Below are 13,221 nucleotides of genomic sequence, written 5' to 3' on the forward strand. Positions count from 1 at the left end.
TGGCAGAAGCCTCTTTGGGCATATTATTTATGCCTCTATTTAAATTATATTATGGGGAGGAGTTCAGGCTGAAATAAATTCAGCCTGAAACAAATTAGTTTGATAGCAATTAGAATGCGTATTTTGCAGCGAATTCAATTCTATCAATTGTGCCATTAACGCCGCCAAATAATTCTCTTTCGGCGTGGCGATATTCAACACCGAAATCAACTTTTGGAACCGGTGAATAGAAATAGTTGATGGCAATGCTATCAAGGCGTTTTGTGATTGATGATGGGTTTGTAACCACATCTGGTAAATCAGCCTGATGCAAACCTGCCATAATGTTGATGCGTGAAGTTGGTGAAACCGCAAATTTAACAGATGCAAATGCGTTAGTTGTCGCAATTGCTTCAAGGCTGTTTGCAGTTGTAATCGCATCAGGCGTTGCCGCAGCAGCCATATAACGACCAATACCTTCACCATAAGTAACCATGAAGGTTGCTTTATGTTGTTTTTTCGCACCAAATGGAATTGCACCCGCCGCAGAAACACCGGCACCGGTTGCAGTTTCATCAAATGTGCCGCTTGCGTTTACAACGCGCAATTGGCGACCAACAGCAGCAATCGAGAACTCACCAATAGAGTTTTTAAAGTTCAAACGTGCTGCAATATCTGGAACATTATCGTCATCGTTTGAAGTCACAGAAGCCGAGTTAATAGCAGATGTAAGGGTTTGCGGGTTTTCAAGTGAAACCATGAAGTTCGCATTGTTTGAAATCTTTTTGGTATAACGAACAAGTGCTTGGCGAACGAACACTGTACCATCCAAAGTGCCTGCATAATCAGTTGATTCAGGAAGAACCGCAGGGTTTTGGAAAGTTGACCAATCTTGACCAACAGTAATGTTATCAAGGGTTACGAATGCGCGGCGAAGGGCAGGGGCATACGCGTTGGTTGCGTTTTGTGTACCTGCACCAGGGCTCGCTTGGAAGTCGCCTTCGATATATGCAGTAAGCGTGTGACCAGCAAGGTTTGAGTTAACAGTTGCCGTCATACGGGTTTGTTTTGCGTTTGCAGTAAACGCATTATAGCTTTTGCCATTGCCAACCGCGATACCCTGACCAAGGTAGAAATCGCGCAATGTGTCACTTGTTGGTTTGCCCGCAGAATATTCGGTGAAAGATCCAACAGTTTTAACAAAGCCGCTAAATTTAACGGTTGGACCAGATGGCGCAGCAGCAGCAGCAGGTGCCGGAGCAGCGGCAGCAGCAGGCAACATATCCGGTTGATGTTTTGCTTTTGCAAGTTCGGTTTGAAGAACCGATACGGTTGCTTCTAATTGTTTAAGCCTAGCTTCTAATTCTACTTCTTTTGCAGATTGTGCAAACGCCGCAGCAGGTGCAGAAAGAGCAACCGCAGCAGTAGTAGCCAATAGAATCATTTTATTTCTAAGTTTCATGTTTCGCTCCCCTAAGGAATCCGGCAAATATTCTTTTGCATACTCTTATAGTTAGTATTACGGATTTGTATAATAATTGCTTTGAGAAACGTTTTCCGATAGATAGACAATGGTCTATCATCCGAAAGACTGATAAAGCGCAGATAAAGCGCAGATAAAGCGCAAATTCGCAAGTGCGAATGTATTGATAAATATTGTGAAATATTTATAACAGCGATTGAAACATAAAGTGTGTCGGGGTTAATGGGGTTTTAATATGCCTGTGTTATGCAATCCGAAATACTTAATATCTATGCTAGGATAAGGCATGAAAAACGAAATTCTGATTGTTGATGATCACCCGCTTTTTCGTCAGGCTTTGGTGATTGCGGCATCTAATATTGACGCAAACGCAAATATTTTAGAGGCCGGAACCCTTGATGAGGCATTGTCTGCCGCTGGTAATGCAAAAAATCTTAAGCTTGTCTTGCTTGATTTAAAAATTCCGGGTGCCAATGGTTATTCTGGTGTCGCCCTTATCCATGCCGAAGTTCCTAATACGCCAATCTTGGTAATTTCTGGTGCCGATGCCCAAAAAGCGGCACAAGAAGCAAAACGATTCGGCGCAATTGGCTTTATTGGCAAAGACAACGACCTTGGCAAAATTGAAGAAGCCATCGGAACCGCGCTTAAGGATGGCAAGATTGACGATTCCTCTAGTGCCGGCGATAGCGAACTTGACGCAATGGCACAAAAAGTTGCCTCATTAACACCAATGCAATTACGCGTGCTTTTGGGGGTTCTAAACGGTCGCCTGAACAAACAAATCGCCTATGATTTGGGTATTTCAGAAGCAACAGTAAAGGCGCATTTAACCGCCATTTTCAAAAAACTTGATGTCGGCAATCGCACCCAAGCCGCCCTTGCCGCCCAGGCATTGGGAATTGGGAACTAGAATTAATAATTCAGAATTAACTCCTTCCCTTTAGGGAAGGTGGACGCGAAGCGGACGGAAGGGTGGCTTTGTCACCCCAATAACAAAATATTATCATTCAACATAACTAGCCCCAATATTTACAATGTGTAACAGCGATTATTTTTTAAAAAATAATTGATAATCAATTGGTTAATCTGATTATCGGTGCATTTCTTTTGAATTACCCCAAAACGTTGACATTTGTTGACATCCACCAAATTTAACACCGGCAAAAAACCTGACATTTCCTGACATACCCAAGCCACACCAATCAATTTAGCAAAAACCAACGCACATGAATATTAAAGGCATTTATTCAGGTGGGGATAGATGGATTAAGGATTTGCCCCCTCAGTCACGATAAATCGTGACAGCTCCCCCGTAAACAGGGGAGCATGGCAGCAATCTTTGTTCTCCCCTGCATTAGCGGAGGAGGTGGCTTACGAAGCAAGTCGGAGGGGGGCTGCTTCCCCCTTTAAGGGAAATGTCCATAATGGAATTAAGTATGCAAAACATAAAATAATAAAAATATGGCAGCTTTAATTGATATCATGTTACCGCTTTAGTAATAATGTTAACAAGAAACACGCCCTTGTTTGTTGAACGATTATATGCGTCCATATAAAGAATGGTATTCAATTAAATCATTTGACGAACTAATTGGCGTATCTGTCATTTCAATCATTCCTTAATAAAATCAATAAAGCTTAAACCCCTATAAACTATATCAACTTCAGGTCTTTTTTCATTTTCAAGCGTATCAAAGGTAAAATATTTTCCACGAAATGTCTTTTTAAATGAAGTTATCTCGTCCCTTATCCAAGGAATGACTTGCTCAACTTGCCCATAAGTCGCAGGCTCATTGGTTTTCGCAACCTCAATAGAAGTAATTTCCACACCTTCGCCAAAGTATTGCTCAATATTGTCTTTCATAACTGCTTTAACAGTATAAGGGTCATTAACGTCAGTAAAAGTGACGAACCTATATCTATAATCCGTATAATCACCTGATTTCACTTTGCCAGTTTCCCAAACATCACTTACCCGCCATGGGCTATAGCCATCTCGATAATTTGGGTCATCACTAATAAAATAGGTAAACAACAAAAACAGATATTTCCCATCAACATTGACAACTACGGCTTCGCCTTTTTTCTCACTGCTATCGCCACCGCCCAAGCCCAATAAAGGTGTTGCCCAATCTTTTACTTTGTAATTTATTATTTGTTGAATTGTTGAGCCCGAATAAGTTCTGCCATTTGCCTCGACACTGACAGTTATTTTATAATTATATTCGTACTTATCAGCAGTGTCACAGCCAGAAACCAATAAACCGAAAAAAAAGGCAATAACACTTCGCTTTCGTAAGTTTATAAACATAAACTATATCCCTTGATATTAAAACTGCGCCACCAACCTAACATAGTTCAATGTAGGAAATGTAAACATTTTACGCATAGTCAATTGCTTCAGGAACGATAATCAATCATCCCCGATGGACTACAAATTATCATCAATCCATTGCGTAAGGAATTTTGCTTTTAGGGGTTTGCGGAAAATATCTATCCCAAGTTCTAATGCCTGCGCCTGTGCCACCTCAATTGGTTTGGCGGTAATGATTGCGGCCTTTGCGCTTGGGTTGGTTTTTAATAATTCCTGCGCCAAATCCAGCCCGTTTTTATCGCCGCCCAATTCATAATCAAGCAACATGGCGTTATATGTGCCATTTTTGGCGATTGCCTCGTCATAAGAACCCGCAATATCAAAATCATAACCAAGCGCAGAAATTAATTCATTCATGCCTTTGCGTACGCGGGCATCATCATCAACAATAAGGAATTTCTTTTTATCTGTGGTGATTTTTGGTGCATCGGGTTTTATTATGCGTGTTTCTTCTTCTTTTAGTTTTTCACCATCTTCGGGTTTTTTAATCAATGGCAATGATAATGAGAAACGGCTGCCTTGATCCTCAATACTTTTAAGGTCGATTTTACCACCAATAAGGCGTGCGGTTCGTTCCACAATTGAAAGGCCAAGGCCCATCCCCGGTTCAACCTCCCGTGGGAGGCGTTCAAACTCACGGAAGATTTTTTCCTGAAAGCTTTGTGGAATGCCTTCTCCGGTATCGTAAACCTCTATTGAAACGGTTTTTCCGCGTTTGCGCACCCCAAGTAAGACCCCGCCGTCTTTTGTATATTTAATCGCATTGGAAACAAGGTTTTGCACAATAGAGCGGAATAGGGTGGGGTCGGTGTTAACCCATAAATCATTGGCGATGAATTTTAATTTTAACCCCTTTTCCAAAGCCACGGGGGTCAAAAGATTGATAATCTCTTGGCATTTATCTTTAACAGACATGTCGCGCGGTTGCGGCACAATCCCACCGGCATCAAGTTTGGAAATATCAAGCAGGCGACGCAAAAGCTTTTCGGCGCCCTCAATTGATTGGTCAATATTATGCAATAATTGTTTGTTTTGCGCCTCAATCTTTCTATCGAGTGCCGAAGTGAAAAGACGCGCAGCATGAAGTGGTTGCAACAGATCGTGGCTTGCCGCCGCCAAGAAACGGGTTTTATCTGATGCCGCTTGGGATAAGGCTTTGTTGGCGACTTTTAACTCTTTGGTGCGGGCGTCAACGCGGCGTTCAAGTTCACCACGGGCTTTTTCAAGTGCTTGGCGGGCGCGGGCTTCTGCGGTGATGTCGGTAAAACAGCTAACATAACCACCACCCGGCATTGGGCCACCAACGGTTTTAAAAACCCGACCGTCTTCACGCACCCGCTCAAAAGAGTGGCGTTGGCGGCGACGCATGTGGTTAAGGCGGCGTTCAACATGGTTTTCAACCTCACCTGGGCCGCATTCACCGTGCATTGCGTTATATCTTATAAGGTCGGCAACTGGTGCGCCAACCCGCACCATTCCAGGTGGATAATTGAATAAATCAAGATAACGACTATTCCACGCCACAAGTCTTTGGTGGCGATCAATAACGCTTACGCCGGGGTCGATGTGTTCAAGAGTTGCGGCAAGAATATCCTTGGAAAAACGTAAAGATTGTCCAGAATAATCAAGCATTTGCGCAACATCGGAAATGGTAAGACTTGAACCCGATAATGCCGACGACATCAATGCGCGTGCCGATGGTGCACCGATTACTGATGCAATCAAACGTTCGGCCTCGCGGGCGGTGGCGCGGTCGATTGGGGCGTGAATATCTTTGATATTGGCGAAATGCTCATTGGTTTGCTCTTCGCCAACAAAGCGGCGCACCAATTCAAGAAGGTCATTTTTTGTGGTTACTTTGCCAACCCGAACTTTTGAGCCAAATTCAATTAAAATCCTTGGAACCTGTAATTTGCGCGCACTGGTTAGGAAATGCACAAATAAATTTGCCCCGATTGACCACAATGTTCCATGGGTAATCGGGCTAAGACCATTGAAACCAAAAAGTCCATAGGGGTTGAAAATAGTTCCTTCGAGTGGGTGTAAAATCACTTGTGGCAGGATGGTTGGTAATAATAATGTATAGGCCCAAACCACCAAACCAGTTACAAGTGCGGATTTTGCGGCAATTGGATCACGATTTGGGGAATAAACCGCCATTATCAAAACTGGCGCAAATTGTGCCACGGCGGCAAAGCCAATCAAACCAATGGTTGCGAGTGATGATGAGTCTGGAATTAGGCTCGCATAAATAAAGGCAATCGCCATAAGTGCGAAAATGGTAAGGCGGCGAATAAGCAACATGGTCTCGCCAAAATTGGCATTTTTCGACCAGCGCGGGTTTTGCAAAAGAATTGGCGCAATCAAATCATTGGAAACCATGGTCGAAAGCGCGATGGTTTCGACCATAACCATGCCGGTTGCCGCCGAAAAGCCACCTACAAACACAAATAACGCAAGCGAGTTAAAACCCTGATGCAATGGCATATCAATTACCAACATATCCGCACTTTTGCCGCCGGGCATAATGGCAAAACTTGCAAGGGCGATTGGCAAAACAATCAAGGTTGTAAGCAAAAGATAAGTTATAAAACCCGTCCTTGCATTGGAAATGTCTGACGATGCGTTTGATTGGATAATCCCAATATAAAATTGGCGCGGAAGACAAATAATTGCGACTGCTGCCAATGCGCCAAAAACAAAGAAATCAATTGATAAATTGGCAGGGGAAAAATTATTCAACATCTGCCCAAGGGCAAAATTTTGCGATGCGGCAGGGGCCTTTAAAAACACAAAAATCGCAAATACACCTATGGAAATAAAGGCCGCAAGTTTTACAATCGATTCAACAGAAATCGCGAATAAAACCCCGTCATTGCGACTTGCAGAATCATAAGTTCGCGTTCCAAAAACCGTTGCGAAAAGGGTTAATGTAACGGCGGTAATTGCCATTGGGCCAACAATATCTTCGGCGCCCGAAAGGCGGGCATATGATGTGCCAACCGAGCGTAGTTGCAATGCCAAATATGGCACAATCCCCAATAGCGCCAATATGGTTACAAGTGCGGCGATGCCGCGTGAATTGGAAAATCGTGATCCAATAAAATGGGAAATCGAGGTTGCGTTTTCAAACTTTACCGCCTCGATTAAGCGTTCAAGGAATGGTGTGGCAAAACCAAATAATAATATTGGCCCCAAATAAATTGGCAAATAGTTCCAACCTTCGGCAACCGCAGTACCTACTGCGCCATAAAATGTCCAAGAAGTACAAAAAACCGCAAGCGCAAGATTATAGGCAATAAAACGCAAGCGGTTTGAATAACGTGGTGCGCCATTGTTTTGCATGCGCGGGCTTTTGGCCCAAAATGCAAGGGCAAAAAGCGCCATTGCATAAAGCGCCGCAACGATAAAGATTACTGTTCCTGACATTTATTTTCCCACCGGATATTAGTAATTAATGCCTAAAACCCAGTATGGCAAGACGCTTATGTTACTGGCTCAATAACCAAGGTTGCGCCGTCAACCGCAACTACTTTTAGGCTTTCACCGGCTTTGGGATTGGTTTTTGCGGTGGCCCGCCACCGTGTATCGCCATGTTTTACCGCGCCGATACCACCAACAAAATCATCGCTTACTATAACCATTTGCCCAATAAGGCGGACATTTGGATTATTAATATCTTCATTGACTTGTTTTGGCGGTGGTGGGAATAATTTACGCCCAAAAACCACCGTGATTACAGAAATAATTGAGAATATAATTACCTCACCGGTCATGCCAATATTGGGAAATATGGCGACAATTAAGGTTGTTATAAATGCCGCCACCGCAATCCAAAGAAGATACATGGTTCCGGTAAAAAGCTCTGCCACCAAAAGGAAAACGCCAATCGTTGCCCAAACCCAAATCCCACTTTGTAAAAAAGTCTCAAGCATATATTCTTCCCAATTTATTTTTTAACCGAAGGAATTGATGTCGAATTATCGGCACTTGTTTTTGAACTATCGATTAGTGTTTTAATCCCCTCAACCGCACCGGCAAGTGATGCCATATCCGCAGGGACAATAACCGTTCTCTGTTGCGGTGAAGATGCAAGTTTTCCAAATGCCTCAATATATTTTTGGGCAAGGAAATAGTTAATTGCTTGAACGTCACCACTTGCAATTGCTTCTGATACGGCCTTGGTTGCGTTGGCTTCGGCTTCGGCTGAACGTTCGCGTGCTTCGGCATCGCGGAATGCGGCTTCTTTGCGGGCTTCTGCTTCAAGGATGGTTGCCTGTTTCAATCCTTCGGCACGAAGAATTGCGGCAGCTCTTGAACCCTCTGCTTCGGTGATATCGGCACGTTTGTCACGCTCTGCCTTCATTTGGCGCGCCATGGCTTCGGACAAATTCGCAGGTGGCGTAATATCCTTAATTTCAATACGCACAACTTTTACGCCCCAAGGGGTCGTTGCGGCATCAATTGTATGCAGCAACTTGCCATTGATTGTGTCGCGTTGTGATAATACCTCATCAAGCTCCATCGAGCCGATAACGGTACGCAAATTGGTAAGTACAAGGTTGGAAATCGCCATACGAAGATTTTCGACTTCATACGCTGCTTTGGCGGCGTCATATACTTGGGTAAATACTACGGCATCGCATGAAACCATCGCGTTATCGCGCGTGATAACTTCTTGACGCGGAACATCAAAAACCGATTCCATTATCGAGATTTTATGCCCCACCGTCTCAACAAAGGGTAACAGAAAACTAATGCCTGGATGAAGAGTTCTTGTATAACGCCCAAATTGTTCAACTGTGAATTGATAACCTTGCGGAACAATCTTTACTGTTGAAGAAACCAAGGCAATTGCCAAGACGAAAAATACCAAAGAGAAAATTCCTGCACCAAATTCACCAAGAATTGATGGGATTAATGCAAGATTAGACAATATAGCCATTTATAACACCTTTACTAAGAGTTTGTAATTTTGCAATTTCTATGAATCTTTGCAAGCAAAATCGCATATTTTGCCTGTCAAATTATTTGAAGCATAGATTCCAATTGCTCTAAATTTTCTGTGGATAAGTTTTGAGGGTGATTAATAAGACGCTGATTCGTTTTGATTTTATGATTCGCAATATTGTTCACTTTTTTCTTGCAAATTTTGCTTTTTGTAATACACTTTTTCTCAAGAGCAAAGTAATAATTTGCCAATACCAAAAGCAGACTAGCGCGTATTTATGTATTGCAGACGCAATATCTATGACGCAGTCGGTGGGCGTGTTTGGAAATGTTGTTTTATACTTAAACAATACTTAATCATTATTATGATTATTAGTGTTATTACTTTGCTCCCTTATTCCCTATCATGAGGGATGGCGGGGGATGTCTTGGGTGTTTATTACAACCGCGGCATCCCCAAAATTATTTTGGCTCAAAATTATATGCCCCAAAATTCATTTTAAACGGTAGGTCGCGATACCATATACTTTATTCTCTTTGCGCAATCTAAAATTATTCAATAAATAGGAATTTGTGATTCAAATTAGTTTGTTTTTGAACGTGTTTTTAGATTGCGTGTTATGAATTATAAAATTGTCCCTGCGTTGGTCTCGGTTGCTTCTATATTTGTTGGTTCGGTTGCATTTGCAGAAGAGGGGATGTGGTCATATGACAAATTACCAACAGAGCAAATGGCCAATAAATACGGTGTCAAATTCACACCACAAGAAATTGATAAAATTATGCGCGCAAGTGTACGGGTCAATGAGGTTTGTTCGGGCGCATTTGTTTCGCCAAATGGTTTAATTCAAACCAATAGTCATTGTCTTTTCGATATTTATGCCGAAAATGATGATTTTGGCAAACAAACAACGGATAACGGCTATATTGCCCAATCACCAAAAAATGAGCGCAAGCTTCAAGACTTTTCAATACAGTTTTTTGATGGCTCAATTTACCCAGATATGGGTGCTGAAAAGGTGGTTGCCAGCGAACTTGCAACATATCACGTTAAATTTTGCGGCAATAAAGAAATTTCCGAATGTAAAGTTTTTATCGAGGGTAAATCCGGCAGATTACGTGTCGATAGCTATAAAACCATAAAAGATGTTCGATTAGCTTTTTTACCGGAAATGAATGTTGGGCTATTTGGCTTTATGAAGGATAATTTCCGCTTTCCGCATTATTCGGTGGATGTGGCCTATATTCGTGCCTATGATAAAGATGGCAAGCCATTAAATTCAAACAATTATTTTAAATGGTCAACCATAGAGCCAAAAAGGGACGATGTAATGTTTACATCAGGATATCCTGGGGTTTCGTTCCGCAATCGTACCTATAATCAAATATTGTTTGAATTTAATACAATGCACAAAGTATTGATGGAGTTGAATGGCGCCGCCATCAGTAAAATAATAAAAAATAATAAAGCACCAAACAAAGGCGAAATTTTTGAACTTAAAAACTCATATGATGCATTTAGTGCGGTTCAAGATAGTATTGATAATGGCGCAATAAAAAAATCCAAAGATGAAGAAGAAGCGATTGTTAGAAATTATCTTTCAAAAAAGCCTAATGAATTGAGTGCTGCGGCGGATCCTTGGATAAAATCGCAAGATGCCGGAGATGTGGCAACAATGAAAACATTGCACGGTCTATTCATGAAATTGGCATTGATGGAAGTTTCGCCATACGTCATGAAAATTGCAATGCCTGAAGAAGTATTGATGCATGATGGCCACGACATCTTAAACAAACCATCAAGTTTTGACGCAGCAAGTGAAAAAATAAAAATTGCAAGTTGGGGCGATGCAATTGTTAAAACGCTTGATAAGGATGATGTACCATTATTTTTGCAAAATAATACGCCCGACGAGTTTGCAGATAAATTAATTGCCGAATGCCCAGAGTTTTTTGATGCGAAAAATCCCGTGGCAAAGAAACCAAAGTCATGTGATAAACAACCACTGTTAAAACAATTAAGCCGCATGATGAACTTTACCGCAATGAAATATGGTATGATTTACAGTAATATTGCGGACGGCGTAGGGTCGCATGAAGTTATCGAACAAATAAAAGAATTAAAAGCAAAGTCAGATCCCGCGCGCTTTGATTATAGCGATGCCGATAACGAATTGCGCTTTTCATATGGAATAATTCGCCCTGATGAGAATTCAGATGTAATAAGCACCAAACTTGGCGATTTTTATGGGCAAGAAAATAAAGAATTTGATCGGATTTTGCCAAAAAAATGGAAAGATGCAAAGACAAAACTAAACCGCGAAACCACAATGAACTTTCTTTCAACCAATGATGTTGTGGGCGGTAATTCAGGATCCCCAATTTTTAACAAAGATTTGGTTATGATTGGTTCTGTCTTTGATGGTAATCAGGAATCAGCAGGGAACATGTATTTCTTTAGCAATAAAATGCGGACAATTTCTGTTTCTAATGCAGCTATTTCAGAAGCATTGAGCAAAGTTTATAATGATAACTGGCTAATTGATGAACTAAAGACAGGGATAATTCAATAAAATAAGGGGGTGAAATATTTCCCCTAAACTATAAAGCAAATTAACGCTTGACCGTTTTAAATTAAACTGGCAAGAGCAAAATCATTAAGCGGGAGAGTGTTTTAAAAACCGCCGAAGGAGCAACCGCCCCGGAAACTCTCAGGCAAAAGGACCGCTTGATACATATATCGCTGGAGAGCGTGGGCAACCACCGCCGAAGGAGCAAATCGGAATGATTCAATAGGATAATTTCGGCTAAAACTCTCAGGTCCAAAACAGCAGGGGCGCAAGTTGGCGGGTAAAACCGCATGCGCAATTGACTCAAAGTTTTGGAATGGGCGGTATGACAGAAAATCTAAAAGCAACAATCTTATCAAATTTATGGGCCGAAATGGGCGGTAAAATGGTCGGCTTTGCCGGCTATAATATGCCTGTGCAATTTAAAGAAGGCGTTGTCAAAGAACATCTTTGGACACGTGAAAACGCAGGTCTTTTTGATGTTTCCCACATGGGACCTTGTTATATTCATTTAAAAGATAAAGGCGATTTAAACCCCGAAGAATCGCATATCAAAATTGCCAAAATCCTTGAACAGGTTTTACCATGCGATATTCAAGGGCTTAAAATCGGGCAAATCCGTTATACCACATTGCTAAATGATGATGGTGGCGTGATTGATGATTTGATGGTGGCACGCGATGCACGGGGAAGCCTTTATGTGGTTGTTAATGCAGGCGGCAAAGAAGAAGATTTTGCGATTTTTGAAAAAGTTGGCGCTGGAGAGCTTGTGGTTGAACGCCTTGATATGAATGGCCTTATCGCCCTTCAAGGGCCAAAGGCAAAAGAGGTTATTAAATCTGTTGCCGTCGAAGCAACCAATCTAAACTTTATGAATTTCGCGCATTTCAAAAGCGAATTTGGCGCGCTTATTATTGCCCGTTCAGGCTATACCGGCGAAGATGGTTTTGAAATTCTTGTATTGGCGGATAATGGCGTAAAATTATGCGAATTCCTGCTGGCAAATGATGATGTAAAGCCGATTGGCCTTGGTGCACGTGACAGCTTGCGCCTAGAAGCGGGGCTTTGCCTTTATGGTCATGACCTTGACCAAACAATTTCACCAATCGAAGCTGATTTGAAATGGACCATTCAAAAATGCCGCCGCGAACGCGGTGATTTCAATGGTTCGGCACGTATCCTTGATGAACTTGCCAATAAGCCAAAACGTTTGCGAGTTGGCATAGAATTTTTGGACAAAGCCCCAGCGCGTGAAGGCGTTGAAATTCATTCAAAAGATGGTCGTAAAATTGGTGTGATTACATCTGGTGGCTTTGGGCCATCTGTTGGGACACCGATTGCAATGGGCTATGTTGAAACCGAATTTGCCGCAATTGGCACTGAAATAGATCTAATTGTGCGTGGTACGCCGCGCCCTGCGAAAATTGGTGCATTACCTTATGTGCCGCATAATTATTACAAACCTGCATAAACTTCCGGAGAGTTGAGATGACTGTTAAATTTACCCAAGAACATGAATGGATTAAAATCGAAGGCGATGTGGCGTCATTTGGTATTACTGCCTATGCCGCAGAGCAATTGGGCGACGTGGTTTATGTTGAACTGCCAGAAGTTGGCAAAACCATCAAAACCGGTGATGCTGTTGCGGTTGTTGAAAGCGTGAAAGCTGCATCGGACGTTTATGCGCCAGTTTCTGGTGAAGTTGTTGAAGCCAATGAAGAGCTTTCAGCAAGCCCAGAAAAAGTTTCCGAAGATGCCGAAGGCGAAGGTTGGTTTGCAAAAATCAAATTATCGGATGCGTCTGAACTTGATGGCTTAATGGACGTTGATGCCTACAAAGCCTTTCTTGAAAGCCTATAAGG

Annotated in this window: 9 protein-coding genes and 1 riboswitch; of the genes, 4 read left to right on the plus strand and 5 right to left on the minus strand. The window is 42.1% G+C overall.

Going from position 1 to position 13,221, the window contains the following annotated elements:
• Window positions 1-109: 109 nt before the first annotated feature.
• Complete coding sequence (locus KXV15_RS05815; RefSeq protein WP_240007239.1) at window positions 110-1,441, minus strand: DcaP family trimeric outer membrane transporter; 1,332 nt, start codon at window positions 1,439-1,441, stop codon at window positions 110-112.
• Between the two features lie 307 nt (window positions 1,442-1,748).
• On the opposite strand from KXV15_RS05815, the gene KXV15_RS05820 reads away from it, so the two are divergent.
• Window positions 1,749-2,375: a response regulator transcription factor gene (locus tag KXV15_RS05820; protein WP_240007240.1), complete on the plus strand. Its 627-nt coding sequence runs from the start codon at window positions 1,749-1,751 to the stop codon at window positions 2,373-2,375.
• Between the two features lie 702 nt (window positions 2,376-3,077).
• Here KXV15_RS05820 and KXV15_RS05825 read toward each other — a convergent pair.
• From KXV15_RS05825 to KXV15_RS05840, 4 genes are all read right to left on the minus strand, one after another.
• The gene (locus KXV15_RS05825; protein WP_240007241.1) at window positions 3,078-3,776 is read right to left on the minus strand and encodes a hypothetical protein; all 699 of its coding nucleotides are present in this window, start codon (window positions 3,774-3,776) and stop codon (window positions 3,078-3,080) included.
• Between the two features lie 120 nt (window positions 3,777-3,896).
• On the minus strand, window positions 3,897-7,268 hold the full coding sequence (locus KXV15_RS05830) for a hybrid sensor histidine kinase/response regulator (protein WP_240007242.1): 3,372 nt from the start codon (window positions 7,266-7,268) through the stop codon (window positions 3,897-3,899).
• Between the two features lie 56 nt (window positions 7,269-7,324).
• On the minus strand, window positions 7,325-7,774 hold the full coding sequence (locus tag KXV15_RS05835; RefSeq protein ID WP_240007243.1) for an NfeD family protein: 450 nt from the start codon (window positions 7,772-7,774) through the stop codon (window positions 7,325-7,327).
• A gap of 14 nt (window positions 7,775-7,788) precedes the next feature.
• Window positions 7,789-8,784, minus strand: coding sequence for an SPFH domain-containing protein (locus KXV15_RS05840; RefSeq protein WP_240007244.1), 996 nt, complete (start codon window positions 8,782-8,784; stop codon window positions 7,789-7,791).
• 625 nt (window positions 8,785-9,409) lie between these two features.
• On the opposite strand from KXV15_RS05840, the gene KXV15_RS05845 reads away from it, so the two are divergent.
• From KXV15_RS05845 to gcvH, 3 genes are all read left to right on the plus strand, one after another.
• On the plus strand, window positions 9,410-11,362 hold the full coding sequence (locus tag KXV15_RS05845; protein ID WP_240007245.1) for a S46 family peptidase: 1,953 nt from the start codon (window positions 9,410-9,412) through the stop codon (window positions 11,360-11,362).
• A gap of 79 nt (window positions 11,363-11,441) precedes the next feature.
• Window positions 11,442-11,526, plus strand: a riboswitch (glycine riboswitch).
• Between the two features lie 158 nt (window positions 11,527-11,684).
• A complete protein-coding gene (gcvT, locus tag KXV15_RS05850; protein ID WP_240007246.1) occupies window positions 11,685-12,830 on the plus strand; it encodes a glycine cleavage system aminomethyltransferase GcvT in 1,146 nt (381 codons plus the stop codon).
• 17 nt (window positions 12,831-12,847) lie between these two features.
• Window positions 12,848-13,219, plus strand: coding sequence for a glycine cleavage system protein GcvH (gene gcvH, locus KXV15_RS05855; protein WP_240007247.1), 372 nt, complete (start codon window positions 12,848-12,850; stop codon window positions 13,217-13,219).
• The last annotated feature ends 2 nt before the right edge of the window (window positions 13,220-13,221 follow it).

The organism is Pseudaquidulcibacter saccharophilus (assembly GCF_019455445.1).
GTDB lineage: Bacteria > Pseudomonadota > Alphaproteobacteria > Caulobacterales > Aquidulcibacteraceae > Pseudaquidulcibacter > Pseudaquidulcibacter saccharophilus.

Coding starts and splice junctions, on each gene's coding strand:
- KXV15_RS05815 (WP_240007239.1), bottom strand. CDS start 1,441: ATGAAACTTAGAAATAAAATGATTCTATTGGCTACTACTGCTGCGGTT.
- KXV15_RS05820 (WP_240007240.1), top strand. CDS start 1,749: ATGAAAAACGAAATTCTGATTGTTGATGATCACCCGCTTTTTCGTCAG.
- KXV15_RS05825 (WP_240007241.1), bottom strand. CDS start 3,776: ATGTTTATAAACTTACGAAAGCGAAGTGTTATTGCCTTTTTTTTCGGT.
- KXV15_RS05830 (WP_240007242.1), bottom strand. CDS start 7,268: ATGTCAGGAACAGTAATCTTTATCGTTGCGGCGCTTTATGCAATGGCG.
- KXV15_RS05835 (WP_240007243.1), bottom strand. CDS start 7,774: ATGCTTGAGACTTTTTTACAAAGTGGGATTTGGGTTTGGGCAACGATT.
- KXV15_RS05840 (WP_240007244.1), bottom strand. CDS start 8,784: ATGGCTATATTGTCTAATCTTGCATTAATCCCATCAATTCTTGGTGAA.
- KXV15_RS05845 (WP_240007245.1), top strand. CDS start 9,410: ATGAATTATAAAATTGTCCCTGCGTTGGTCTCGGTTGCTTCTATATTT.
- gcvT (WP_240007246.1), top strand. CDS start 11,685: ATGACAGAAAATCTAAAAGCAACAATCTTATCAAATTTATGGGCCGAA.
- gcvH (WP_240007247.1), top strand. CDS start 12,848: ATGACTGTTAAATTTACCCAAGAACATGAATGGATTAAAATCGAAGGC.